This is a genomic window from Streptomyces sp. AP-93 (genome assembly GCF_022808175.1).
GTDB lineage: Bacteria > Actinomycetota > Actinomycetes > Streptomycetales > Streptomycetaceae > Streptomyces.
In genome coordinates this window covers 1-26,025 of the sequence record NZ_JALGBX010000051.1, presented here as the reverse complement: position 1 = coordinate 26,025, position 26,025 = coordinate 1, and the positions used below count along the sequence as shown (strand labels likewise).

19 protein-coding genes, 1 rRNA gene and 1 pseudogene are annotated in these 26,025 nt (G+C 72.4%); 16 read left to right on the top strand and 5 right to left on the bottom strand.

Annotation, left to right across the window (positions count from 1 at the left end):
- The 3 genes and pseudogenes from rrf to MTF69_RS41905 form a co-directional block, all read left to right on the top strand.
- Positions 1-74, top strand: a 5S ribosomal RNA gene (rrf, locus tag MTF69_RS41915); the annotation flags it as partial.
- Positions 75-299: 225 nt separating this feature from the next.
- Positions 300-1,469 (top strand): annotated as a pseudogene (locus MTF69_RS44005) (hypothetical protein); the annotation flags it as partial.
- Between the two features lie 258 nt (positions 1,470-1,727).
- Positions 1,728-2,615 carry a tetratricopeptide repeat protein gene (locus MTF69_RS41905; RefSeq protein WP_243342083.1) on the top strand — a complete coding sequence of 296 codons (888 nt, stop codon included), beginning with the start codon at positions 1,728-1,730 and terminating at the stop codon, positions 2,613-2,615.
- 64 nt (positions 2,616-2,679) lie between these two features.
- On the opposite strand, the gene MTF69_RS41900 is transcribed toward MTF69_RS41905, so the two are convergent.
- Positions 2,680-3,951, bottom strand: coding sequence for a DUF1015 family protein (locus MTF69_RS41900; protein WP_243342078.1), 1,272 nt, complete (start codon positions 3,949-3,951; stop codon positions 2,680-2,682).
- Positions 3,952-4,067: 116 nt separating this feature from the next.
- Between MTF69_RS41900 and MTF69_RS41895 the strand changes: the two genes are divergently transcribed.
- The 4 genes from MTF69_RS41895 to MTF69_RS41880 all read left to right on the top strand — a co-directional run bounded on the left by MTF69_RS41895 (position 4,068) and on the right by MTF69_RS41880 (position 8,320).
- A complete protein-coding gene (locus MTF69_RS41895; protein WP_243342077.1) occupies positions 4,068-5,159 on the top strand; it encodes an HAD-IIA family hydrolase in 1,092 nt (363 codons plus the stop codon).
- 193 nt (positions 5,160-5,352) lie between these two features.
- A complete protein-coding gene (locus MTF69_RS41890; protein ID WP_243342076.1) occupies positions 5,353-6,402 on the top strand; it encodes an iron ABC transporter permease in 1,050 nt (349 codons plus the stop codon).
- The gene (locus MTF69_RS41885) at positions 6,399-7,475 is read left to right on the top strand and encodes a FecCD family ABC transporter permease (RefSeq protein WP_374325741.1); all 1,077 of its coding nucleotides are present in this window, start codon (positions 6,399-6,401) and stop codon (positions 7,473-7,475) included. Before MTF69_RS41890 ends, MTF69_RS41885 begins: the two co-directional genes overlap by 4 nt.
- Entirely contained in the window at positions 7,472-8,320 is an 849-nt protein-coding gene (locus MTF69_RS41880) for an ABC transporter ATP-binding protein (protein WP_243342075.1), read from the top strand. Before MTF69_RS41885 ends, MTF69_RS41880 begins: the two co-directional genes overlap by 4 nt.
- 330 nt (positions 8,321-8,650) lie before the next feature.
- On the opposite strand, the gene MTF69_RS41875 is transcribed toward MTF69_RS41880, so the two are convergent.
- Entirely contained in the window at positions 8,651-8,998 is a 348-nt protein-coding gene (locus MTF69_RS41875) for an SCP2 sterol-binding domain-containing protein (protein ID WP_243342074.1), read from the bottom strand.
- Positions 8,999-9,064: 66 nt separating this feature from the next.
- Here MTF69_RS41875 and MTF69_RS41870 point away from each other — a divergent pair, with 66 nt between their 5' ends.
- From MTF69_RS41870 to MTF69_RS41850, 5 genes are all read left to right on the top strand, one after another.
- Positions 9,065-9,325, top strand: a complete 261-nt coding sequence (locus MTF69_RS41870; protein ID WP_243342073.1) for a hypothetical protein — start codon at positions 9,065-9,067, stop codon at positions 9,323-9,325.
- A 7-nt stretch (positions 9,326-9,332) separates the two neighbouring features.
- Entirely contained in the window at positions 9,333-10,148 is an 816-nt protein-coding gene (locus MTF69_RS41865; RefSeq protein ID WP_243342072.1) for a TlyA family RNA methyltransferase, read from the top strand.
- Positions 10,145-11,104 carry an NAD kinase gene (locus MTF69_RS41860; protein ID WP_308401524.1) on the top strand — a complete coding sequence of 320 codons (960 nt, stop codon included), beginning with the start codon at positions 10,145-10,147 and terminating at the stop codon, positions 11,102-11,104. The genes MTF69_RS41865 and MTF69_RS41860 overlap by 4 nt, the downstream gene beginning before the upstream one ends.
- Before the next feature lie 155 nt (positions 11,105-11,259).
- The gene (gene recN, locus MTF69_RS41855; RefSeq protein WP_243342080.1) at positions 11,260-12,987 is read left to right on the top strand and encodes a DNA repair protein RecN; all 1,728 of its coding nucleotides are present in this window, start codon (positions 11,260-11,262) and stop codon (positions 12,985-12,987) included.
- Positions 12,988-13,183: 196 nt separating this feature from the next.
- On the top strand, positions 13,184-14,257 hold the full coding sequence (locus MTF69_RS41850) for a glycosyltransferase family 4 protein (protein WP_243342071.1): 1,074 nt from the start codon (positions 13,184-13,186) through the stop codon (positions 14,255-14,257).
- Positions 14,258-14,842: 585 nt separating this feature from the next.
- Here the strand turns inward: MTF69_RS41850 and MTF69_RS41845 are convergent.
- Entirely contained in the window at positions 14,843-16,471 is a 1,629-nt protein-coding gene (locus MTF69_RS41845) for a PucR family transcriptional regulator (protein WP_243342070.1), read from the bottom strand.
- A gap of 181 nt (positions 16,472-16,652) precedes the next feature.
- Between MTF69_RS41845 and MTF69_RS41840 the strand changes: the two genes are divergently transcribed.
- Complete coding sequence (locus MTF69_RS41840; protein ID WP_243342069.1) at positions 16,653-18,197, top strand: APC family permease; 1,545 nt, start codon at positions 16,653-16,655, stop codon at positions 18,195-18,197.
- Between the two features lie 15 nt (positions 18,198-18,212).
- Positions 18,213-19,847: an NAD(P)/FAD-dependent oxidoreductase gene (locus MTF69_RS41835; protein ID WP_279346903.1), complete on the top strand. Its 1,635-nt coding sequence runs from the start codon at positions 18,213-18,215 to the stop codon at positions 19,845-19,847.
- 3 nt (positions 19,848-19,850) lie between these two features.
- Here MTF69_RS41835 and MTF69_RS41830 read toward each other — a convergent pair whose 3' ends face one another.
- Both MTF69_RS41830 and MTF69_RS41825 read right to left on the bottom strand, forming a co-directional pair.
- Complete coding sequence (locus MTF69_RS41830; RefSeq protein ID WP_243342068.1) at positions 19,851-21,233, bottom strand: FAD-binding oxidoreductase; 1,383 nt, start codon at positions 21,231-21,233, stop codon at positions 19,851-19,853.
- 60 nt (positions 21,234-21,293) lie between these two features.
- Positions 21,294-23,099: a glycoside hydrolase family 15 protein gene (locus MTF69_RS41825; protein WP_243342067.1), complete on the bottom strand. Its 1,806-nt coding sequence runs from the start codon at positions 23,097-23,099 to the stop codon at positions 21,294-21,296.
- Positions 23,100-23,581: 482 nt separating this feature from the next.
- Between MTF69_RS41825 and MTF69_RS41820 the strand changes: the two genes are divergently transcribed.
- On the top strand, positions 23,582-25,234 hold the full coding sequence (locus MTF69_RS41820) for a CTP synthase (RefSeq protein ID WP_243342066.1): 1,653 nt from the start codon (positions 23,582-23,584) through the stop codon (positions 25,232-25,234).
- A gap of 80 nt (positions 25,235-25,314) precedes the next feature.
- Positions 25,315-25,947 carry an NUDIX domain-containing protein gene (locus MTF69_RS41815; protein ID WP_243342065.1) on the top strand — a complete coding sequence of 211 codons (633 nt, stop codon included), beginning with the start codon at positions 25,315-25,317 and terminating at the stop codon, positions 25,945-25,947.
- The last annotated feature ends 78 nt before the right edge of the window (positions 25,948-26,025 follow it).

Genomic DNA, 26,025 nt, shown 5'->3' with positions numbered 1-26,025 from the left:
ACCCGGAAGCTAAGCCTTTCAGCGCCGATGGTACTGCAGGGGGGACCCTGTGGGAGAGTAGGACGCCGCCGAACAATTTTTCAAAGGACCCCTGGTCCAGCGTTCAACGCTGGACCAGGGGTCTTTTTTGTTTTCCAGATCTTTACGCCGAAGCGCGGCCATGGGTTGGTTGCGCGAGAATGACTAGCGGTACCCCGAAGACAGGAGTCACACCCATGTCCAACTCTCCCGACGATCGTCCGGAGCGCGAGCCTCGGCGCAACGACGGCGGTGACAGGGGCGGCTACCGCGGGGGCCGTGACGACCGTGGCGGCGACCGTCCGCCGTTCCGTCGCGATGACCGTGGTGGCGACCGTCCCTCCGGCGGTGGCTTCCGCCGTGACGACCGTGGCGGCCGTCCGGCCGGCGGCGGCGACCGTCCGTCGTACCCGCGTCGCGATGACCGTGGTGGGGACCGTCCCTCCGGTGGCGGTTTCCGTGGCAACGACCGGGGTGACCGTCCCTCCGGTGGTGGCTTCCGCCGTGACGACCGTCCCTCCGGTGGCGACCGTCAGTCCTACCCGCGTCGCGATGACGACCGCGGTGGCTTCCGCGGCGGTCGTGACGACCGTGGCGGCGACCGTCCCTCCTTCCCGCGTCGCGATGACCGGGGTGGCGACCGTCCCTCCGGCGGCGGCTTCCGTGGAAACGACCGGGGTGACCGTCCCTCCGGTGGTGGCTTCCGCGGTAACGACCGCGGCGACCGTCCGTCGTACCCGCGTCGGGACGACCGTCCCTCCGGTGGCGACCGTCCGTCGTACCCCCGCCGTGATGACGACCGTGGTGGCTTCCGCGGCGGTCGCGATGACCGTGGCGGCGACCGTCCCTCCTTCCCGCGTCGCGATGACCGGGGTGGCGACCGTCCGTCGTACCCCCGTCGCGACGACCGCCCCTCCGGTGGCGACCGTCCGTCGTACCCCCGCCGTGACGACCGTCCCTCCGGTGGCGGTTTCCGCGGCAACGACCGCGGCGACCGTCCGTCGTACCCGCGTCGGGACGACCGTCCCTCCGGTGGCGACCGTCCGTCGTACCCGCGTCGGGACGACGACCGTGGTGGCTTCCGCGGCGGTCGTGACGACCGTGGCGGCGACCGTCCCTCCTTCCCGCGTCGCGATGACCGTGGTGGCGACCGTCCCTCCGGCGGTGGCTTCCGCGGCAACGACCGCGGCGACCGTCCGTCGTACCCGCGTCGCGATGACCGCCCCTCCGGTGGCGACCGTCCCTCGTACCCGCGTCGCGACGACGACCGTGGTGGCTTCCGCGGTAACGACCGCGGTGACCGTCCGTCGTACCCGCGTCGGGACGACCGTCCCTCCGGTGGCGACCGTCCGTCCTACCCGCGTCGTGATGACGACCGTGGTGGCTTCCGCGGCGGTCGCGATGACCGTGGTGGCGACCGTCCCTCGTACCCGCGTCGTGACGACCGTCCCTCCGGTGGCGACCGTCCGTCCTACCCGCGTCGGGACGATGACCGTGGTGGCTTCCGCGGCGGTCGTGACGACCGTGGTGGCGACCGTCCCTCGTACCCGCGTCGCGATGACCGGGGTGGCGACCGGGGTGGGTTCCGCGGGCGTGACGACCGGGGTGGCGACCGTGACTTCCGTGCGGACCGGGACCCGGTCAAGCGGCTTCCGATCGACGACGACGTCACCGGTTTCGAGATCGACTCCGACGTTCGCCAGGAGCTGCTGAGCCTGCCCAAGGGGCTGGCCGAGGAAGTCTCCAAGAACCTGGTCATGGTGGCCCGGCTGATCGACGAGGACCCCGAGCAGGCGTACGCGTACTCGCGCATCGCCCTGCGTCTGGCCTCCCGTGTCGCCGCCGTGCGCGAGGCCGCCGGCTTCGCCGCGTACGCCAACCAGAAGTACGCCGAGGCGATCGCGGAGTTCCGCGCCGCCAAGCGGATGACCGGTTCGGTCGAACTGTGGCCCGTCATCGCCGACTGCGAGCGCGGCCTCGGCCGTCCGGAGCGGGCGCTGGCCATGGCCGGCGAGCCCGAGGTGCAGAAGCTGGACAAGGCCGGACAGGTGGAGATGCGCCTGGTCGCGGCCGGTGCCCGCCGGGACATGGACCAGCTCGACGCCGCCATCGTGACCCTGCAGAGCCCGGAGCTGGCCTCCAGCTCCGTGCAGCCGTGGACCGCGCGCCTGCGGTACGCCTACGCCGACGCCCTGCTGGCGGCCGGCCGTGAGGACGAGGCGCGCGAGTGGTTCGCCAAGACCCTTGAGGCCGACAAGGACGGGGCCACGGACGCCTCCGACCGTCTCGCCGAGCTGGACGGTGTCGAGTTCGTCGACGCCTCCGCCGACGACTCGGACGACTCGGACGATGCGGATGTCGAGGTCGAGGACGAGTTCGACGACGAGGACGAGGACGACGACGACCCGGAGGTCGCGGCGGCCGAGCGTGCCTCCGACCAGGCCGAGTACTACGACGAGGACGACGACGAGTACGAAGGCGACGCCGACGTCGACGCCGATGGTGACGTCGATGTCACCGACGAGATCGTCGTTCTCGACGAGGACGAGGACGAGGACGACGACCGTCGTGACGGCGGAGTCCGCGACGAGGGCTGAGTGAGCTGAGAAAGGGCGGTACCCCCGATGGGGGTACCGCCCTTTTTTTGTTGGTCCGGGTCCGTCAGTCCACGCTGCGCAGGACCAGGCCGGTGGCCGGTTTCGGGCCGAAGGAGGTGGACTTGCGGGGCATCGTCACGCCCTGGCGGGCCAGGTCCCGTACGACCGACTCGCGTACGGGGTGCAGCAGGACGGCCGTGCCGCCGAGGCGCTCCGCCATCTCGACGGTGGCCTCGGTGTCGTGGATGTACGAGATCTCGTCGGGGGCGTCGGGAACGGCCCAGAGGGTGTCCAGCAGGGTCGCGTGCAGGACCGTGGCGTCCAGTCGGCGCCAGGCCTCGGGGCGGTCGCCGCGGACCGTGCGCTCGATCAGGGCCGGCTCGGGGTCGGTGACCAGGTGGAAGGTGCCGTCGCCGGTGAGCAGGAAGGCGTTGCCGAGCTCCGCGGCCTCGGCCAGGGCCGCCATGGCTGCCGGCAGCGGGCCGTCGACGGTGCGGACCCGGAAGCGGCCGTCGAGGGCGGCCAGGGCGTCGGCGGGGGACAGGCGCCGGAGCAGCCGGTGGATCGCGCGGACCTGGAGCGGGTAGCGGGCGGTGTCGACGAGGAGGACCAGGCCGAAGTCCCAGGGGGTGGGGGAGCCGTGCTCCTCCTGGAGGCGCAAGTACGTCGCCCAGCGGTGGTGGCCGTCGGCGATGAGGGCCTGGCGGTCGCCCAGGTCGGCGGTGATCGCCGCCAGGTCGGCGGGGTTCGTGACGGCCCACAGCCGGTGCTGGAAGCCGTCCTCCGTGGTGGTGGAGAAGAGGGGGGTGGAGTGGGCGGTGCGTTCGACGACCGCTGCCGCACCGTCCGCCGGATCCTCGCCGAGGTAGGTGAGGAGGAGCGGTTCGAGGTTGGCCGAAGTGGCGCGCATCAGGCCGGCGCGGTCGGTGACCACGTGGGGCATGACGTCCTCGTGGGGGAGGACGATCCCCTCGTCGGCCGTGGAGAGGGCCAGGGCTCCGATGACCCCGCGCTGGAGCAGCTCGCCCCGGCGCTGCTCGTAGACGTAGAGCGCGGGCACCGGGTCGGCGCTGAGGATGCCCTCCGCCAGCCAGGCGCGCAGCGTGCGCGCGGCCTGCTGGTTGCGGGCGGCGGGGGTGTCGGCCTGCGGGAGGATCAGGCGGACGATGTTGTGGGGGTCGGCGGACTCGAGGTGGTTGAGTCCGTCGGGGCGCACGACCACGTCGTACGGCGGCGAGGTCACGGCGGCCAGACTGCCGACGCGCTCGGGGACGTAGCGCAGGCCGTGGAACGGGATCAGGCGCAGTCCGTGGTCCGCGGTGCCAGATGTGGTCATTGGTGAATCGTAAGACCCGTCTCGGCATGCGGGATGATCGGGGGGAGTACGGAAACCGGACAAGATCGATCTCCCCCCAGCCACCGCTGTGAGGGGCCCCAGGAGGAGCAGACACCATGACCCGGCAGAGCAGGACCCTTCCCGCGGGCAGTGAGCGGAGTCTGCACCAGGCGTACGACACGGCTCTGCTGGACCTCGACGGGGTGGTGTACGCGGGCGGGGAGGCCATCGCGCACGCCGTGGACTCGCTCGCCGCGGCGCGGGCCGACGGGATGCACCTGGCGTACGTGACGAACAACGCGCTGCGCACCCCGGACGCGGTCGCCGGGCACCTGAGCGAGCTGGGCATCCCGACGGAGGCCGGCGAGGTGATCACCTCCGCGCAGGCGGTGGCCCGTCTCATCGCCGAGCAGGTGGCGCCCGGCTCGAAGGTGCTGGTGATCGGCGGCGAGGGGCTGCGGGTCGCGCTGCGCGAACGCGGGCTGGTGCCGGTGGACTCCGCCGAGGAGGAGGGGCTCGCCGCCGTGGTCCAGGGGTACGGGGGACCCGATCTGCCGTGGGGGCGGTTCGCGGAGGCCTCGTACGCGATCAACCGCGGGGTGCCGTGGTACGCCTCGAACACCGACCTGACGATTCCGGGGGCGCGCGGGATCGCGCCGGGCAACGGGTCCGCCGTGGAGGTCGTACGGATCGCCACGGGCGCCGAACCCCAGGTGGCGGGCAAGCCGCTGCCCCCGATGCACCGCGAGACCGTGCTGCGGACCGGGGCGAAGCGGCCGCTGGTGGTCGGGGACCGGCTGGACACCGACATCGAGGGCGCCTTCAACGGGGACGTGGACTCGCTGCTCGTGCTGACCGGGGTGACGGACGGGGCGCAGCTGCTGCGGGCCGAGCCGAAGTACCGGCCGACGTACGTGGACCGGGACCTGCGCGGGCTGCTGACCGGGCAGCCGGAGGTGGTGGCGGCCGACGGGGGCGGGTTCCGCTGCGGGAGCTGGACGGCGGTGGCGGTGGACGGCGTACTGGAGCTGCGCGGTGAGGACGGCGGACCGGTCGGCGCCGACGGTGCGAGCGGTGCGAGTGGTGCGAGTGGTGCGAGTGGTGACATCGACGGGCTGCGGGCGCTGTGCGCGGCGGCCTGGACCGAGGCGGGCGACGGCTCGTGCGGGCTGGACGCGGGCAAGGCACTGGCCAGGCTGGGGCTGTAAGGGCTGTAAGGGCTGTAAAGGCTGTAAGGGGCTGTGATCTCTACCGGCCGCACGCGCCGGCGGAGCCGGGCCGCCGATGGGTGTGTCGCCGGGTCCTGGCAGGTCAGGGCCGGTGGGGGCCGGGTCCGAGGACCCGGCGGGAGGGCCGTTCGGGGGAGCCGGGCAGGGCGGAAGGTAGGTTAGCCTAACTTTCGTGTTGGTCGAGAGTCCCCCCGAACCGAGCGCGGCTCCGGCCGCCGCCGCCACCCGCCCGCGCCACGGCGCGCGAGCCGCCGGTCTGCTCGCCGCCTTCGGCGTGCTCGCGCTGATCGTGGTGGCGAGCATCGCCGTCGGCGCCAAGCAGATGCCCCTCCACGAGGTCTGGCACGGCCTGTTCCACTACTCGGGGACGGCCTCCGACGTCGTCGTGCGGGACCTGCGGGTCCCGCGCACCCTCCTCGGCGTGCTCGTCGGCCTCGGCCTCGGACTCTCCGGCGCCGTGATGCAGGCCCTGACCCGCAACCCGCTGGCCGAGCCGGGCATCCTCGGTGTCAACGCGGGGGCCGCGGCCGCCGTCGTCACGGCCATCAGCTTCTTCGGGGCGTCCTCGCTGCGCGAGTTCGTGTGGTGGGCCTTCCTCGGCGCCGCCGTCGTCTCCGTGGTCGTGTACGTGCTCGGCGGCAGCCGCAGCGCCACGCCCGTGCGTCTGGCCCTCGCCGGTACGGCGGCCACCGCGGCCCTCGTCGGGTACATCAACGCCGTGCAGCTGATGGACAGCAAGGCGCTGGACAAGCTCCGCTTCTGGACCGTGGGCTCGCTGGCCTCCGCGAACATGGAGACCGTCCGGCAAGTGGCGCCCTTCCTGCTGGTCGGCGCCGTCCTCGCGCTCAGCCTGGGCCGGCCGCTCAACGCCATGGCCATGGGCGACGACACCGCGCGGGCGCTCGGCGCACACCTGACGCGGACCCGGATCGGCGCGATGATCGCCATCACCCTGCTGTGCGGGGCCGCGACCGCCGCCTGCGGACCGATCGTCTTCGTCGGCCTGATGATCCCGCACCTCGTACGGTTCTTCACCGGCCCGGACATGCGCTGGGTGCTCGCATACTCGGCGGTGCTCTCACCCGTCCTGCTGCTCGGCGCCGACGTCATCGGCCGGGTCGTCACCCGGCCCGCCGAACTCCAGGTCGGCATCGTCACCGCTCTCATCGGCGGACCCGTCTTCATCTACCTCGTCCGGCGCAAGAGGATGGCCCAGCTGTGACAGTGACCGACGCACCCGTCAAGGCGCGCGGGGGCCGGACCGGGCCCCGGCCGGTGCACCTGCCCGGCGGGATATCGCTGCGGGTGGAGCGGCGCGCGCTGGGCGTGGGGGTGCTGCTCCTGGTGCTCACGCTGGCGGTGGCCGTCCTGCTCATCGGCACCGGCGACTTCGACATCGCCCCCTGGGACGTCGTACAGACCCTGCTGGGCAACGGCACGCCCGCGCACGAGTTCATCGTCAACGACCTGCGGCTGCCGCGGGTCCTGGTCGGTGTCCTGGTGGGCGCCGCCCTCGGGATGGCCGGAGCCGTCTTCCAGTCCGTCTCGCGCAACCCGCTCGGCTCGCCGGACGTGCTCGGCTTCGGCTACGGATCGGCCGTCGGCGCGCTGCTGGTCATCGTGCTGTTCCACGGCGGCGCCGGCGAGGTGGCCGTCGGGGCCCTCGTGGGCGGGCTGGTGGCGGGAATCGCCGTGTACCTGCTCGCGTACAAGCAGGGCGTCCACGGCTACCGGCTGGTCCTCGTCGGCATCGGCGCCTCCGCGATGCTGGTCGCCGTCATCCAGTACCTGCTGACGAAGGCACAGCTCGTCGAGGCCACCCGCGCGATGGTCTGGCTGACCGGCTCGCTGGCCGGCCGGGACTGGGCGCAGGTATGGCCGCTGCTCGCGACCTGCGCGGTGCTGTTCCCGCTGGTTCTCGGCCAGAGCCGGGCCCTGCGGATGATCGAGATGGGCGACGACGCGGCGTACGCCGTCGGGGTGCGGGTGGAGCGGAGCCGGCTGCTGCTGATGGTGGCGGCCATCCTGCTCACCACCGCGGCCAGCGCCGCGGCCGGGCCGATCAGCTTCGTCGCGCTGGCCGCGCCGCAGCTCGCGCGCCGGCTGACCCGCTCGCCCGGGGCATGCCTGCTGACCGGCGCGCTGATGGGCGCCCTCCTGCTGCTGGTGTCCGACTGGGCCTCGCAGCGGGCCTTCGGCGCCGACCAGTTGCCGGTGGGGGTGGTCACCGGCCTGGTCGGCGGCTGCTACCTGCTCTGGCTGCTCGTCACCGAGCGCAAGGCGGGCCGCATATGAGGAACAAGCAGGGCCAGAGGGGCATGAGCAACCAGAGGAGCAGGCAAGTGCAGCGGCTGACCGCGGAGAACGTGACCCTCGGCTACGACCAGCGGGTCATCGCCGAGAACCTGTCGGTGGAGATCCCCGACCACTCCTTCACCGTGATCGTCGGCCCCAACGCCTGCGGCAAGTCCACCCTGCTGCGCGCCCTGTCGCGGATGCTGAAGCCGACGGTGGGGCGGGTGCTGCTGGACGGTCAGGCGATCGGGTCGATGCCGGCGAAGAAGGTGGCCAAGACGCTCGGGCTGCTGCCGCAGTCCTCGATCGCCCCGGACGGGATCACGGTGTCGGACCTGGTCTCCCGGGGCCGCTATCCGCACCAGGGGCTGCTGCGGCAGTGGTCGGGCGAGGACGAGCGGATCGTGGAGGAGTCGATGGCCTCCACCGGGGTCGCCGAGCTCGCGGACCGGGCGGTGGACGAGCTCTCGGGCGGGCAGCGCCAGCGGGTGTGGATCGCGATGGCGCTGGCGCAGCAGACGCCGCTGCTGCTGCTGGACGAGCCGACGACCTACCTGGACATCCAGCACCAGATCGAGGTGCTGAACCTCTGCGCGGAGCTCCACGAGGAGCAGGGGCGGACGCTGGTCGCGGTGCTGCACGATCTGAACCACGCGGCGCGCTACGCCACCCACCTGATCGCGATGCGGGAAGGCAAGGTCGTGGCGGAGGGGCCGCCGGCCGAGGTGGTCACGGCGGAGCTGGTGGAGCGGGTGTTCGGGCTGCGGTGTCAAGTCATTTCCGACCCGGAGACGGGGACGCCGCTGGTGATTCCAGCGGCGCGAGTGGTTGCTCGCGCGGGGTAGGGCGAGTGCGGCGCCGCTTCCCGGGGCTCAGGCGCCGGCCGTGCTGGATTCAGCTGAGAGGTGTTCCGCAATTCCGGTACGATGGCCAAGTCCCGTATGGGATAGGGCGAGAAGACGCCCTGTGGGAGTCAACCGCATCGTGTCCGTCGCTGGCTTGCCGGTACGGATCACGCGGCAGTACAGCGTCTCTGAGCTGTGCCTCTGCTCCCCGAATGCCGGACCAGCGCCCTGAGCGACCCCGGATGAGCCGCCCCCGGGCGACCACGCCGGACAGCCCAGGAACCGCCCCGGCTGCAATCCGTCATCCCCAGAGGAATAACGGATCAAGTCTTAGAGCAGGCTCTTGAGGCGGAGGAGGTCGCGGAAGCCTGCTTCCAGGCGGATGCGGCCCGAGGCCCAGGCCTTGGGGAACTTCAGGTCGCCCGCGACCAGGGCGAGCAGATCGTCGCCGGCCATCGCGAGCCGGATCTCGGCCTTGGCGGACGGCGGGCCGGGGGCCACCGCGTCCACGCGGATCCGGCCTTCGTCGAGGCGGCCCGTGAAGGTCCGGTCCAGGTCGGTGATGTGGCAGCTCAGCGAGCGGTCGAGCGCGGTCGCACCGCGCACGTCGCCTTCGGCCCGCGCCAGGTTGTCGGAGAGTTGGTCGAGTGCCGCACGGCACTCCTCGGTCGTAGCCATCGTGGTCCCGACCGTACCGCAGAGCCGTGCGCGGTCGCGGGCGGCCTACGCGGTAGCGTCGGGGGCATGAGCGAAGAAGTGCCCGCCGCGGCCCAGGAACCGGACGAAGCCCCGGCCGCGCCCGCCGGGCCGGCCGCGCTGGGCGTCGTACGCACCCCCACCGGGCACGCCGGAGCGGACGCCGCGCTGGAGCGGCTGGCGGACGTGGACCACCTCCCGGCGGACGGACACGTCGAGGTGTACGAGGATGTGCACAGGGGGCTGCGCTCCGCGCTGACCGCGCTGGACGCGACCGAAGGCCCCCGTCCGCACGAAAACAGGAGCTGAACCGATCGTGGCAGGAGTGGCACGCCGCCGCCTGGACGCCGAACTGGTACGCCGCAGCATGGCCCGCTCGCGCGAGCACGCCGCGCAGCTGATCGCCGCCGGCCGGGTGACCGTGGGCGGCAACACGGCGACGAAGCCGGCCACCCAGGTCGAGACCAGCGCGGCCCTCGTCGTCCTCAAGGACGACAGCGACCCCGACTACGTCTCCCGGGGCGGACACAAGCTGGCGGGGGCGCTCGCGGCCTTCCAGCCCCAGGGGCTGCGCGTCGAGGGCCGCCGGGCGCTGGACGCGGGCGCCTCGACCGGTGGGTTCACCGACGTGCTGCTGCGCGCCGGGGTGGACCACGTGATGGCCGTCGACGTCGGCTACGGGCAGCTCGCCTGGTCCCTGCAGAGCGACGACCGGGTCACCGTGAAGGACCGCACCAACGTGCGCGAGCTGACGGTGGAGCTGATCGACGGGGTGCCCGTGGACCTGGTCGTCGGTGATCTGTCCTTCATCTCCATCGGGCTGGTGCTGCCCGCGCTCGTACGCTGCTGCGCGCCCGACGCGGATCTGGTGCTGATGGTGAAGCCGCAGTTCGAGGTCGGCAAGGACCGGCTCGGCAGCGGTGGCGTGGTGCGCAGTACGGAGCTGCGCGCCGAGGCCGTGCGGGACGTCGCGGCGCAGGCGTGGAAGCTGGGCCTGGGCGTGCTCGGGGTGACCGCGAGCCCACTTCCGGGCCCCTCGGGCAACGTCGAGTACTTTCTGTGGCTGAGGGCGGGGGCACCGGCACTCGACCCGGCGGATGTTGACCGTGCAGTGGCGGAGGGGCCGCAGTGAGTGATCTTTCGGGGGACCCGGCACAGCCGGGGAAGTCAGGGAAGTCAAGGAAGCCGGGGGAGCGGACGGTCTTCCTGCTCGCGCACACCGGGCGGCCGGCGGCCATCCGCAGCGCCGAGCTGGTGGTGCAGGGTCTGCTGCGCAGCGGGCTGGGCGTACGGGTGCTGCGGCACGAGGCGGTGGACCTGCCGCTGCCTCCCGAGGTGGAGCTGGTGGCCGAGTCCGAGTGCACCCCGGAGGTGCTCGACGGGTGCGAGCTGCTGATCGTGCTGGGCGGCGACGGGACGCTGCTGCGCGGCGCGGAGTTCGCGCGCGGCTCGGGGGTGCCGATGCTCGGCGTCAACCTGGGCCGGGTCGGCTTCCTCGCGGAGGCGGAGCGGGACGACCTGGACAAGGTCGTGGACCGGGTCGTGACGCGGGACTACGAGGTCGAGGAGCGGATGACCCTCGACGTGATCGTGCGGACCAACGGGGACGTGGTGCACCGGGACTGGGCGCTGAACGAGGCGGCCGTCCAGAAGGTGTCCCCGGAGCGGATGCTGGAGGTGGTCCTGGAGATCGACGGACGCCCGGTGTCCGGCTTCGGCTGCGACGGGATCGTCTGCGCGACGCCGACGGGCTCGACGGCGTACGCCTTCTCGGCCGGCGGGCCGGTGGTCTGGCCGGAGGTGGAGGCGCTGCTGATGGTGCCGATCAGCGCGCACGCGCTGTTCGCGAAGCCGCTGGTGACCTCGCCGGACTCGGTGCTGGCCGTGGAGGTGCAGACGGGGACCCCGCACGGGGTGCTGTGGTGCGACGGGCGGCGGACGGTGGAGCTGCCGTCCGGGGCCCGCGTGGAGGTCCGGCGGGGGACGGTGCCGGTGCGGCTCGCCCGTCTGCACCACGCGTCGTTCACGGACCGGCTCGTCGCGAAGTTCGCGCTGCCGGTGTCGGGATGGCGCGGAGCCCCGCACTAGACCCGTGGGGCGGCGGGTGTGGGTGCTGGAGCGGCGCCGGACGGGCTCCTGTGCACCGTGCGTACGTAAATAGCATGATTGTTCGAGCCGGTTCGGGCGGGTGACGTCACATGGCACCCATGAAACCTCGGTATCGTCGTCCCGTGCTTGAGGAGATGCGGATACGGTCGCTCGGGGTCATCGACGACGCTGTGGTCGAGCTGTCACCCGGTTTCACCGCGGTGACCGGCGAGACCGGCGCGGGCAAGACCATGGTCGTCACCAGCCTCGGGCTGTTGCTCGGCGGGCGCGCCGACCCTGCCCTGGTGCGGATCGGGGCCAAGGCGGCGGTCGTCGAAGGGCGCATCGTCATGCGCCCCGACGCCCCCGCGGCGCTGCGCGCCGAGGAGGCCGGCGCCGAGCTCGACGACGGCGCGCTGCTGATCAGCCGGACCGTTTCCGCCGAGGGCCGCTCGCGCGCCCACGTCGGCGGCCGCTCCGTGCCCGTCGGACTGCTCGCCGAACTCGCCGACGACCTCGTCGCCGTCCACGGCCAGACCGACCAGCAGGGACTGCTCCGGCCCGCCCGGCAGCGCCAGGCCCTCGACCGGTACGCGGGCGACGCCGTCGCCGTCCCGCTGGAGAAGTACGCCGCCGCCCACCGCAGGCTGCGCGCCGTCGCCGGAGAGCTGGAGGAGATCACCACCCGGGCCCGGGAACGCGCCCAGGAGGCCGATCTGCTGCGCTTCGGGCTCGACGAGATCGCCGCCGTGGAACCGCTCTCGGGCGAGGACACCGAGCTGGCGGCGGAGGCGGAGCGCCTCGGGCACGCCGAATCCCTGTCCTCGGCCGCCCAGGTCGCGCACGCGGCCCTCGCCGGCAACGTCGAGGACCCGGAGGGCGTCGACGCGGGCGCGCTCGTCGCCGGGGCGCACCGCGCACTGGAATCCGTACGCTCCCACGACCCGGCGCTCGCCGCGCTCGCCGAGCGGATCGGGGAACTGGGCATCCTGCTCGGGGACGTGGCCGGGGAACTCGCCGGGTACGCGGACGACTTGGACGCCGATCCGCTGCGGCTGGCGGCCGTGGAGGAGCGGCGGGCGGCGCTGACCCAGCTGGTCCGGAAGTACGGATCCAGCGAGAACGGCGTGGACTCCGTCCTGGAGTGGGCCGAACGGGGTTCCGTACGGCTGCTGGAGCTGGACGGCGACGACGAGCGGATCGACGACCTGACCGCCGAGCGTGACGGGCTGCGGCTGGAACTCTCCGCACTGGCCCAGGCGTTGACCGACGCACGGAACGAGGCGGCGACCCGCTTCGCGTCCGCGGTCACCGAGGAGCTGGCTTCCCTGGCGATGCCGCACGCGCGGGTCACCATCGACGTCCGGCAGACCGAGGACCCCGAGGGGGTCGAGGTCGGCGGCCGGCTCGTCGCGTACGGACCTTCGGGCGTCGACGAGGTCGAACTGCTGCTGGCCCCGCACCCCGGCGCCCAGCCGCGGCCGATCGCCAAGGGTGCCTCGGGCGGCGAGCTGTCCCGGGTGATGCTCGCCGTCGAGGTCGTCTTCGCGGGCTCCGACCCCGTGCCCACGTACCTCTTCGACGAGGTCGACGCGGGCGTCGGCGGCAAGGCGGCCGTGGAGGTCGGGCGGCGGCTCGCGAAGCTGGCCAAGTCGGCACAAGTGGTGGTCGTCACGCACCTGCCGCAGGTGGCGGCCTTCGCGGACCGGCAGCTGCTGGTCGAGAAGACCAGCGACGGGTCCGTGACCCGCAGCGGCGTCACCGTCCTGGAGGGCGAGGCCCGGATCCGCGAGCTGTCGCGGATGCTGGCCGGCCACGAGGACTCGGCGTCGGCGCGGGCGCACGCGGAGGAGCTGCTCGAGGCGGCCCGGAGCCCGGAGTAGGGCTGCTTCTCGCCGCCATCAGGGTCATCCGGGTCATCAGGCTGACGCCCGGCTAGCCCGTGTGGGTGAGGATCGGGGGGTCCGGGCGGTAACTCACACGGGATCCGCACCCGTATGGTCCCGGAACGCGCGTGCGGACTGGCATTCTGGGCGACGTCCCTGCCTTCCTCCCTCCCTCACCCAGGAGCTTCGGCCCGTGAGCAGCTCCCCGGTCCAGGTCCCCGTCCTTCGCACCGTCCAAGTCCTCGGCGGCGCCGGCGGTGGTGCGCACGTGCGGTCGCTGGCCACCGGGCTCGCCGCGCGCGGCGTACGGGTCACCGTGTGCGCGCCCGTCGAGGCGGAGGGGGAGTTCGACTTCACCGGCGCCGGCGCGCGGTTCACCCCGGACGCGGTGAGCGCGCTGCGGGCCGCCTGCGTCGAGGCCGACGTGGTGCACGCGCACGGCGTACGGGCCGGCATGCGCGCGGCGCTGGCCCTGCGCGGGCGGCGGGTCCCGCTGGTCGTGAGCTGGCACGGCGGCGGCCCCGGCAGCGGCCGCCTTAGCCTGCTGCTGGAGCGGCACGTTGCGCGGGCCGCGGCGGTCGTCCTCGGCGCCTCCTCGGCGCAGGTGGACCTGGCCCGGCTGCGGGGGGCGCGGGACGCGCGGCTGGCGGCGGTGGCGGTGCCTTCGGGGACCTCCGGTGCTCCGGATGCTCCGGACCCGGGGAAGGTGCGGGCGGAACTCGGCGCGGTCGAGCGGCCGTTGCTGATCGCGGTCGGGAGTCTGGTGCCGCGGCGCGGGTACTCCGTACTGCTGGACGCGGCGCGGGAGTGGCGGACGCTGGACCCGGTGCCGCTGCTGGTGATCGCGGGCGAGGGCCCGATGCGGGGTGAGCTCGCGCGGCGCATCCAGGCGGAGCGGCTGCCGGTACGGCTGCTCGGGCGACGGCGGGATGCCGCGCGGCTGCTGGCGGCGGCCGATGTCGCGGTGCTGCCGAGCCGGTGGGAGGCGCGGTCGCCGCTCGCGCAGGAGGCTCTGCGGATGGGCGTGCCGTTGGTGGCGACGGCGGTGGGCGGGGTGCCGGAGCTGGTGGGGTCGGCGGGCGTGCTGGTGCCCTACGGGGAGGCGGGGGCGCTGGCCGGTGCCGTGGCCGGGCTGCTGGCCGATCCCGCGCGGCGGGGGGCGCTGGCGGTGGCCGGGCGGGCCCAGGCCTCGACGTGGCCGTCGGAGGACGACACGGTGGCGCAGGTCCTGTCGGTGTACGACGAACTGACCTCGCGCCGACGGTAGCCCTGGCGGGTCCGGTGGGTGGTCCGTCGTGCGGCGCCGTTGCCGGGGACCGGTCCCCGGGCCCCTGCGCCTCAAACGCCGGCGGGGCTGGGTTGTGGCCGGCGTGGCCGTGGCTGCGGTGGGGCCGGTGCCGGGGTCGGGGTGGGGTGTCGGCCTGGACTGCATGATTTAGGCGCCCTCTGTTCTACTCCGACAGGGTGTGGGGTGTGCTTGCGCCACAAATCACGCTTTACGTCCAGTCCGACACCCCACCCCGCCCCCGTCCCCGGCCTGGCGCAGCCACTTCAGCCGTCCGGCGTTTGAGGACCGGGGTCTGGGGCGGAGCCCCAGGGGGTCCGGGCGCAGCCCGCTACCCCTTCCCAGCCCGTCCGGCGTTTGAGGACCGGGTCCGGGCAGCGCCCGGGGAACGGTGGAAGGGCGGGTAGGGGACTTCGCCCCGCAGGGCCGGACCAGCCGCACCCGCCCACCGGGCCCCGCGCCGGCACGGCGGTGGCGGGCACGCCGACCGGCCACCGCCGGACGGAGTCCGGCGCAGCGCGGCGAAGCCGGGGAGGCCCGCAAGGGCCGAGCCGTGCGAGCGGCGCGTTAAGAAGGTGTGGGAATGGTATGGCGGCGGGCGCGGAGGGCCAGGCTCAGGGAGAGGACTGTTTCCGGGTCGTCCAGGTCCGCGCCCAGGAGCTCCGAGATGCGGGCCAGGCGGTTGTACAGGGTCTGGCGGTTCAGGTGGAGCTCGCGCGCGGTCTCCGCCTTGCGGCCCGCGTGGGCCAGGTACGTCTCCAGGGTGGGCAGGAGCGGCGGGCGGGACTGGGTGTCGTGGACGCGCAGGGCGCCGATCGCGCGGTCCACGAAGGCCGCCAGGTCGGGGTGTTCGCGAAGGCGCCACAGGAGCAGGTCGATGTCGAGGCGCCGGGCGTCGTACCAGGGCCGGGACGGCAGCCCGGCCGCGGCGGTGGCCGTCTCGGCCGCGTGGCGCAGGCCCGCCGAGGCCGCCGCCCAGCTTCCGCAGACGCCGACGACCACCGCGGGCGCGGCCCCCGCACGGTCCAGGCCGGCCCGCTCCACACCGGCGCGCAGCGCCGCCGCGACCCGGTCCGCCACCGTCGTGCGCTCGGCGTCGGAGCGGAGGGAGACCAGGAGGGGGACGCGGCCCTCGACCGGGCGGACGCCGAGGAGGACCGGGACGCCGACCGAGGCGAGTTCCTCCAGGACGGCCCGGGCCAGGACCGCCCAGTTCCCGGACGGGGCCAGGTCCGAGGACAGCCGCATGACGATGGGCAGGAGCGGCCCGGGGCCCGGTTTGAAGCCCAGGACGCGGGCCTGGGCGGGGGCGTCCTCCGCCGAGATCCGCCCCTCCGCCAGGTCGGTGAGGAAATCGCCGCGGCCGCGCGCCGCCAGCTCGTCCTCCTGCCGGGCCTGCATCAGCACGACGGCCAGTACGCCGGCCGTCCGTTCCGCCGCCATCCGGTGCACGGGCAGCAGAGGGGCGGACACCCCCAGCAGGACCAGCCGGGCCCGCACCGAGCCCGTGCCGCGGCCGCCGCCCGGGACGTCGACCACCACGGCGTTGCCGGAGGGCTCCGCCGCACGCTGGCCCCGTAGGCCTTCCCAGACCTGGAGCGGGTCCGCCGCGGCCTCCCCGGCGACCGGGCCCGCCGCGTACAGCAACTGCCCGTCGGGGGTTTCCAGGAAGACCGGGTTCGCCGTGAAGTCCGCCAGGATGTGGAGGACTTGGGGGATCCCGCCGCCGTCGAGCAGGGCTTCCGTGCAGCGCCGGTGGACTTCCTCGGCCCGCTGGAGCAGGGCGTAGTGCCCGTTGACGATCTCGGTGTGGACCTCCTCCGTGACGGTCACGAAGGGGACCTCCCGGTGCAGCTGGACCAGGGGGAGGCCGACCGCCCGCGCCGTATCCACCAGGGTCGCCGGGAGCCGGGTGAAGCGGGGCCCCAGTTCGACGACCAGGGCGGCGATGCCGCGGTCCGCGAGGCGGCGGACGAAGGCGCGCTGCTCGGCCGGGCGGGTGCCGAGGCCGAGGCCGGTGGTCAGCAGCAGTTCGCCGCCCTTGAGCAGGGAGGCGATGTTGGGGACCTCGCCGGCGTGCACCCAGCGCACGGTCCGGCCGAGCCGGTCGGCGCAGGCCACCACCTCCGGGAGCCCGCCGCGCAGCCCCGGCAGCTCCAGTGCCCGCTGAACCGTGATCCCGCCCTGATTGTCCATATGGCGGACGCTACCGGGGCTCTTGTTCCGTGCACATCACCGAGCGGTTACGGGGGCCCATGTACCCCCGTCCGGCCCGACAACTCGTCGCCCCGGTAAGGAGATTATCGGACTGACTGCCGATTGTGGCGTACGTCACGCAAGGAGAGAGTGAGCGCCCTCACGACAGGAACGAGGAGCCATGAGCACGGATAGCAGCACCGGCGGCGGCGCACCCCAGGTCCAGCGGCTGAAAGCCAATTCGGTGGGCCTGGTCGGAGTCGTCTTCATGGCCGTCGCCACCGCCGCTCCCATCACCGCGATGACCGGCAACCTGCCCATCGCCGTCGGCTTCGGAAACGGCATCGGCGCCCCCGCCGGATACCTCTTCGCGACCGCCGTCCTGACCGTCTTCGCCGTCGGCTACGTCGCCATGGCCAAGCGGATCACCGCCGCCGGCGCCTTCTACGGGTACATCTCGCACGGCCTCGGCCGGATCGCCGGCATGGCCTCCGGCATGCTCGCGGTCCTCGCCTACATCGTCTTCGAGGCCTCGATCGTCGGCGTCTTCTCCTACTTCACCAAGACCACCGTCCACGACCAGCTCGGCATCGACCTGCCCTGGATCGTCTACGCGGTCGCCATGCTCGCGATCACCGCAGCCCTCGCGCACTTCGACATCAACCTCACGGCCAAGGCCCTGGGCGTGATGCTCATCGCCGAGATCGCAGTGCTCTTCGCGGTCGCCACCGCCGTACTGATCGCGGGCGGCGGCCCCGACGGCATCCCGGTCGAACCCCTCAACCCCAAGAACGCCTTCACCGGCGCCTCCGCCGGACTCGGCCTCTTCTTCGCCTTCTGGTCCTGGGTCGGCTTCGAGTCCACCGCCATGTACGGGGAGGAGTCCAAGAACCCGAAGAAGGTCATCCCCAAGGCCACCCTGATCTCCGTCGTCGGCGTCGGCCTCTTCTACATCTACGTCTCCTGGATGACCATCGCGGGCAACGGGCTCACCAAGTCCGTGGAACTCTCCGCCTCCGCGAGCCCGCTCGACCTGTTCTTCGCCCCCACCCAGACCTTCATCGGCGCCTGGGCCGTCGACGCCTTCCAGTGGCTGCTGCTCACCGGCTCCTTCGCCTGCGGCATGGCCTTCCACCAGTGCGCCGCCCGCTACCTCTACGCCATCGGCCGCGAGGGCTTCCTGCACCCGGGCCTGGGCCGTACGCACGCCAAGCACGGCTCCCCGTACATCTCCTCCATGGTGCAGACGGCCATCGCCACCGGCCTGGTCGCGCTGTTCTGGCTGACCGGGCAGGACCCGTACATCCACCTGTACACGCTGCTCGCGATCCTCGGCACCATGGCGATCCTCATCGTCCAGACCCTGTGCTCCTTCGCGGTGATCGGCTACTTCCGCAAGAACCACCCCGAGGACCGGCACTGGTTCCGCACCTTCACGGCCCCGCTGATCGGCGGCATCGCCATGGCCGCCGTGGTCGTCCTGCTGCTGGTCAACATGAAGACGGCGGCCGGTCTGGCCGCCGACTCGTTCTTCTTCACCCTGATCCCGTGGATCGTCGGGGCCGTCTTCTTCGGCGGGCTGGGACTCGGCCTGTGGCTCAAGTTCAAGGCCCCCGAGCGCTACGAGATCATCGGCCGCGTCGTCCTGGAGGACGCCGCCGAGCGCACCGACGAGTCCACCGACGAGTCCACGGATGAGTCCACCCCTTCCGCCGCGAACGTCTGAGAAGGAGCCACCGCCATGGCCCGTACGCCACTGATGCACGCGCTCCGTCAGCTCGCCGAGGAACACGCCGCCGCCCGCCGGCTCGGCCTGCCCGTCGCCGAGGTCCGCGGCTCCTCCCGCCGCCAGCTCCTGGCCCGCGCCGCCGCGCTCGGGCTCGGCGCCGCCGTCGCCTCGGCCGCCGCCCCGGCGCTCGCCCACGCCGTGGAGGCCACCCCGGACAAGAAGCCCGTGGCCCCCGCCCGCGTCGCCATCGTCGGCGCCGGCATCTCGGGGCTGACCGCCGCCCTCACCCTCAAGGACGCGGGCGTCCCCTTCACGCTCTACGAGGCCCACCCGAGCCGCGTCGGCGGCCGGATGTGGACCCAGCGCTCCCTGTGGGCCTACGGGCAGACCTCCGAGATCGGCGGCGAGCTGATCGACACCAGCCACAAGAAGATCCTGGAGCTCTGCCGCCGCTTCGGCCTCCCCACCGAGGACTTCCTCGGCGGCGGCCCCAACGGGGCGGAGGAAATCCTCTGGTTCAACGGGACGTACTACCCGCGCGAGCACGCCGACGAGGACTTCAACGCCGTCTACCAGGCCCTGCGCCGCGACCTCCAGGAGGCCGGCGAGGTCTCTTGGAACTCCTCGACACCGGCCGGGACCGCCCTCGACAACATGACCGTCCACCAGTGGATCGAGACCCGGATCCCCGGCGGCCACGGCTCGCAGCTCGGCCGCTTCATCGACGTGGCGTACAACGTCGAGTACGGGGCCGACACCGACCAGCAGTCCGCCCTCGCACTGGTCCTGCTGATGGGCTACCAGCCCAACCCGGGCAACTTCAACGTCTGGGGCCTGTCCAACGAGCGCTACCACATCACCGGCGGCAACGACCGGCTGCCGACCGCCATCGCCCAGGCCCTGCCCGCCGGTTCGATGGTCATGGGCCGCGAGCTGGTGGCCGTACGCGTCTCCGCCGACGGCACCCAGACGCTGACCTTCAACGACGCGGGCTCCACCCGGACGGTCGTGGCCGACCACACCATCCTGTGCCTGCCGCTGCCGGTCCTCCAGCGGATCGACATCACCGGCGCCGGCTTCGACCCGCTGATGAAGAACCTCCTGCGCGACGCCCGCATGGGCTACTGCACCAAGCTCAACATGCAGTTCACCAGCCGCCCCTGGCGCGGCACCGGCCCCTGGCCGGGGGTCTCCGCCGGGGACTGCTTCACCGACAGCGAGGTCCAGCAGACCTGGGACACCACCAAGGTCCAGCCGGGCAACGGCGGCATCCTGCTCCAGTACGGCGGCGGCACCCTGGCCGGCGCCCTCACCCCGGCGACCCCCTTCGCCACCGACTCCGACCCCTACGTACGCGCCCTCGCGGGCCGGATGCTCACCGGGATCGACGCCTTCTTCCCCGGCACCAAGGCGGCCTGGAACGGCAAGGCGCAACTGTCGGCCTGGCACCGCAATCCGTACGCGCTCGGCGCGTACTCGTACTGGCCGACCGGCTACCTGCACAAGTACGCCAAGTACGAGGGCACCGCGCAGGGCCGGATCCACATCGGCGGAGAGCACTGCAGCTACGACTTCCAGGGCTTCATGGAAGGCGGGGCGACCGAGGGGGAGCGGGCGGCGAAGGAGGTGATCACCGCCCTGACGTAAGCATCAGGCGGGCGTGATGTTGTGGTTGAAGCGGAAGACGTTGTCCGGGTCGTACTCCCGCTTCAGCCGGCCCAGCCGCCGCATGTTCTCGGGGCCGAGACCGGCCACCACCCGGTCTCCACCCTCGTCCCCGGTGAAGTTGAGGTAGACCGCGCCCGTGCTCCACGGCTGGACGTCGGCGCGGACGTCCTTGACCCACTGGCGGCAGCGGTCGTCGTCGGCCGGGTCCTCCCAGGCGCCGAACGGGTGTACCGCCCAGGGCGCGTCGCGGAAGGACACCGGGTAGTCGGCCGGGCCCTCGGCGATCGCGCCGCCCTGGGGCCACACCACGTGCTGGGTGCCGCTCGGCACCGGCATGGAGTCCGCGCGGGCGCAGAACACGTCCACGAACTCGTCGGGCACCCCGGTCAGGTACTCCGCCGACCAGTAGTTCCGCATGCCCGGCGGATCGTCGAGCATGCACTGGAGGTCCGGGTAGGGGATGGCGGTCACCATCTCCGCCTCGTGCGGGATCACCAGCAGTGGCGCCACGAGTCCCCGCAGCGCCTCCTCGGGGCCCGCATAGGTGACCAGTGCGCCCGCCAGCAGCGCGCCCACCAGGTGCGGCGGGACGAACTCCTCGGGCGGGCCGGTCAGGTAGATGGCGGCGCCGCCGGCCTCGCGCGGCCCGTCCTCCATGATGTCCCGGTACGTACGGACCATCTCGGGCCCGTGCTCCGGCAGGTACAGCAGGAACGCGACGGACATGACCGGCAGGTCGTGCAGCCGCAGGGTCAGCGAGGTCGCGATGCCGAAGTTCCCGCCGCCGCCGTGCAGCCCCCAGAACAGCTCGGGGTGGTCCTCCGCGGTCGCCGTCACCATCTCCCCGTCGGCCGTCACCAGGTCCACGGCGAGCAGGTTGTCCACCGCCAGGCCGAACTTGCGGTCCAGCCACCCGCTGCCGCCGCCCAGCACGAAGCCGCCCACCCCGGTGGTGGAGACGCGGCCGCCGGTGGTCGCCAGCCCGTACCGCTCACACGCCCGGTCCAGATGGCTCATCGTGGCGCCGCCCTCGACGCGGACGGACGAGGCCCCGGGATGGACCGTCACCTCCTGCATCCGGCGCAGGTCCACGACCACGCCGCCGTCGTTGAGGGACATCCCGGCCACGCTGTGGCCGCCGCCGCGCACCGCTACCGGCAGGTCGAGCCGCCGTGCGAACCGCACGGCGGTCACCACGTCCACCGGACTCTCGCACTGCGCGATGACGGCCGGCCTGCGGTCGATCATCCCGTTGTAGAGGATGCGGGCCTCGTCGTACCCCGGATCCTCCGGGACCAGGACGGCGCCGGACAGGTCCTCGCGGAGCTCGGCAAGTGCCGTGCCCGCCTTCGAGAGGGGAGCCATGGCTACCCCCTTCCGGGAGAGGCGGAAGGTGCGGAAGGGCAAACGACCCCTCCAGGTTAGTCAGCCTCCGTACGCCCCGCTCGCCGTCAGCCGCAGGGCCGTGTCGATCAGGGGGACGTGACTGAAGGCCTGGGGGAAGTTCCCGACCTGGCGCTGGAGCCTCGGATCCCATTCCTCCGCCAGCAGACCCAGGTCGTTTCGGAGCGCGAGCAGCTTCTCGAAGAGGCGGCGGGCCTCGTCGACCCGGCCGATCATCGCCAGGTCGTCCGCCATCCAGAACGAGCACGCCAGGAAGGCCCCCTCGTCGCCCTCCAGACCGTCCACGCCCGCCTCCTCACCCGACGTCGGGTAGCGCAGGATGAAGCCGTCCGGGGTCGACAGCTCGCGCTGGATCGCCTCGATCGTGCCGATCACCCGCTTGTCGTCCGGCGGCAGGAAGCCCATCTGCGGGATCAGCAGGAGGGACGCGTCCAGCTCCTTGGACCCGTAGGACTGCGTGAAGGTGTTGCGTTCCTTGTCGTAGCCCTTCTCGCAGACGTCCTGGTGGATCTCGTCGCGCAGCTCCCGCCACCGCTCCAGCGGCCCGTCCGCGTCCCCGCTCTCGATCAGCTTGATCGTGCGGTCCACGGCCACCCACGCCATCACCTTCGAGTGCACGAAGTGCCGGCGCGGGCCGCGCACCTCCCAGATGCCCTCGTCGGGCTGGTCCCAGTGGGTCTCCAGGTAGCGGATCAGCTTGAGCTGGAGCAGCGAGGCGTAGTCGTTGCGCGCCAGGCCGGTCATGTGGCCCAGGTGCAGGGCCTCGGTGACCTCCCCGTACACGTCGAGCTGGAGCTGGCCCGCGGCGCCGTTGCCGACCCGGACCGGCCGGGAGTTCTCGTACCCGGGCAGCCAGTCGAGCTCGGTCTCGCCGAGCTCCCGCTCGCCCGCGATCCCGTACATGATCTGCAGGTTCTCCGGGTCGCCGGCCACCGCCCGCAGCAGCCAGTCCCGCCAGGCGGAGGCCTCGTCGCGGTAACCGGTGCGCAGCAGTGAGGAGAGGGTGATGGCGGCGTCGCGCAGCCAGGTGTAGCGGTAGTCCCAGTTGCGGACCCCGCCGATCTCCTCCGGGAGGGAGGTGGTGGGCGCGGCGACGATCCCGCCCGTGGGGGCGTAGGTGAGCGCCTTGAGGGTGATCAGGGAGCGGATCACCGCCTCCCGGTAGGGGCCGTGGTACGTGCACTGCTCGACCCAGTTGCGCCAGAACTCGGTGGTGGCATCCAGGGCCTCCTCGGCCTCGGGCGGCTGCGGCGGCTCCTTGTGCGAGGGCTGCCAGCTGATGCAGAAGGCCATCCGGTCGCCCGGCCCGACGGTGAAGTCGGAGTACGTGGTCAGGTCCTTGCCGTACGTCTGCGCCTTGGTGTCCAGCCAGACCGAGTCGGGGCCCGCGACGGCCACGGTCCGGTCGTCGACCCGGTGCACCCAGGGCACCACCCGGCCGTAGCTGAAGCGCATGCGCAGCGCGGAGCGCATCGGGACGCGCCCGGTGAGACCCTCCACGATGCGGATGATCTGCGGTGCGTGGTCCTCGCGGGGCGGCATGAAGTCGATCACGCGGACCTTGCCGCGCGGGGTGTCCCACTCGGACTCCAGGACCAGCGAATCACCGCGGTAGCGGCGCCGGGTGGCACGCGGGGCCTCGGCGCCGGCCGGGAACGCCGGGCCGATCCGCCAGAACCCGTGTTCCTCGGTGCCGAGAATGCTCGCGAAGACGGCATGGGAATCGAAGCGTGGCAGGCACAGCCAGTCCACCGCCCCGTCCCGGCAGACCAATGCCGCGGTCTGCATGTCGCCGATCAGTGCGTAATCCTCGATGCGCCCGGACACGTTGCATCTCCAGTCGAACAGCCACGTCCGCCCCGAAGGGCGCTTGCATTGCGCGATGCCGCGGATTCTCCGGTGATGTGGATCGCCGCGTCCAGCCCATGATTCCGGAACCGGACGGGTTACGCCGTTCGCGGGGCCGCTCGGCAGGGGTGTGATCGAGATCCGAGCAGGACAAGACGGCACCCTAGTGATCCCCGTCAGCCTGAGGACAATGAGGTTCGGCCGAACGGGTGAGCGGCAGGGATATCGTCGTCACGGGCCCCGCGGACACCCGGCGGACGGCCCGGCGGACGCCCCCGCCGCGTGGCCGGAGGCGGACCGGCTCGGGCGCTGATAGGCTGGTATCCCGTGGACCGGTGGTCTGCCTGTGCGAATCAGGAGCCCCGAAACCGCAGCTTCGGCGCCCCCTGAGACCTTCCGGTTCGACGGTGGCCGGCGCCGGACGCACCTCACCTCGCGACCACGGGAGCCCCCTCTTGGCGATGCCGCCCAAATCCATGACGACCAAGCACATCTTCGTCACCGGGGGTGTCGCTTCCTCCCTCGGCAAGGGCCTGACGGCCTCCAGCCTGGGTGCGCTGCTGAAGGCGCGTGGTCTTCGGGTCACGATGCAGAAGCTCGACCCGTACCTGAACGTCGACCCCGGCACGATGAACCCGTTCCAGCACGGTGAGGTGTTCGTCACCAACGACGGCGCCGAGACCGACCTGGACATCGGTCACTACGAGCGCTTCCTCGACGTCGACCTCGACGGCTCGGCCAACGTCACCACCGGCCAGGTCTACTCGCAGGTCATCGCCAAGGAGCGGCGCGGCGAGTACCTCGGTGACACCGTGCAGGTCATCCCGCACATCACCAACGAGATCAAGCACCGCATCCGCCGCATGGCGACCGACGACGTCGACGTCGTCATCACCGAGGTCGGCGGCACCGTCGGCGACATCGAGTCGCTTCCGTTCCTGGAGACCGTCCGCCAGGTCCGCCACGAGGTCGGCCGCGACAACGTCTTCGTCGTGCACATCTCGCTGCTGCCCTACATCGGGCCCTCCGGCGAGCTGAAGACCAAGCCGACCCAGCACTCGGTGGCGGCGCTGCGCAACATCGGCATCCAGCCCGACGCGATCGTGCTGCGCGCCGACCGCGAGGTCCCGACCTCCATCAAGCGCAAGATCTCGCTGATGTGCGACGTCGACGAGGAGGCCGTGGTCGCCGCGATCGACGCCAAGTCGATCTACGACATCCCCAAGGTGCTGCACACCGAGGGCCTGGACGCGTACGTCGTGCGCAAGCTCGACCTGCCCTTCCGCGACGTCAACTGGACCGTCTGGGAGGACCTCCTGGACCGGGTCCACAACCCCGACCACGAGGTCAAGGTCGCGCTCGTCGGCAAGTACATCGACCTGCCGGACGCCTACCTGTCGGTGACCGAGGCGCTGCGCGCCGGCGGTTTCGCCAACAAGGCCCGCGTCCAGATCAAGTGGGTCACCTCCGACGACTGCAAGACCCCGGCGGGTGCCGCCTCGGTGCTCGGCGACGTGGACGCGATCTGCGTGCCCGGCGGCTTCGGCGACCGTGGTGTCAACGGCAAGGTCGGCGCGATCACCTACGCCCGCGAGAACAAGATCCCGCTGCTCGGCCTGTGCCTGGGCCTGCAGTGCGTGGTCATCGAGGCCGCGCGCAACCTGGCGGGCATCGAGGACGCGAACTCCACCGAGTTCGACGCCTCCACCCCGAACCCGGTGATCTCCACGATGGAGGAGCAGCTCGCCTTCGTCGAGGGCGCGGGCGACCTGGGCGGCACCATGCGCCTGGGCATGTACCCGGCGAAGCTCGCCGAGGGCTCCATCGTGCGCGAGGTCTACGGCGACCAGGCGTACGTGGACGAGCGCCACCGCCACCGCTACGAGGTCAACAACGCCTACCGCGGCGAGCTGGAGAAGAAGGCCGGTCTGGTCTTCTCGGGCACCTCCCCGGACAACAAGCTCGTCGAGTACGTCGAGTACCCGCGCGAGGTCCACCCCTACCTGGTGGCCACCCAGGCCCACCCGGAGCTGCGCTCGCGCCCCACGCGCCCGCACCCGCTCTTCGCCGGCCTGATCAAGGCGGCCGTGGAGCGGCAGCAGGCCGCGAAGTAGCCGCACGACCGCATAACGTTGGCAGCCGGGGTACGGAGATCCGTACCCCGGCTGTCGCGCGTTGTGGAGGGCTTCGGGGCATGGAGATCAAGGACACGGCGGAATCCTGGGAGACGGTGTCGGCACAGCGGCCGTTCCAGGGCGCGAAGACGGCGGTGGCCTCCGACGAGGTGCGGATGCCGGACGGGACCGTGGCCCGCCGCGACTACCAGGTGCACCCCGGGTCGGTGTGCGTGCTCGCCCTGGACGACGAAGGACGGGTGCTGGTGCTGAGCCAGTACCGCCACCCGGTGCGGCGGCGGCTGTGGGAGCTTCCGGCGGGCCTGCTGGACGTCGTGGGGGAGAACCCGCTGCACGGTGCGCAGCGGGAGCTGCAGGAGGAGGCGCACGTCAAGGCCGAGGACTGGCGGGTGCTGGCCGACTTCTACGCGTCCCCCGGCGGCTCCGACGAGGCGATCCGGATCTTCCTCGCGCGGGGGGTCGGCGTCGCGGACGGCGAACGCTACGCGGAGTCCGGCTCGGAGGAGGCGGACATGGAGCTGGCCTGGGTGCCGCTGGTCGAGCTGGTACGGGGCGTCCTGGCGGGCGAGCTGGGCAATCCCGGGCTCGTGACGGGGGCCCTGGCCCTCTCGGCGGCCCTGGCTGCCGACCCGTCCCTGTCCTCGCTCCGCCCGGCGGACGCCCCTTGGCCGGCCCGGCCGTTCGAGGCGTAGCCGTGCGGCGCCGTTGCCGGGGACCAGTCCCCGGGCCCCTGCGCCTCAAACGCCGGCGGGGCTGGGGTGTGGTCGGTG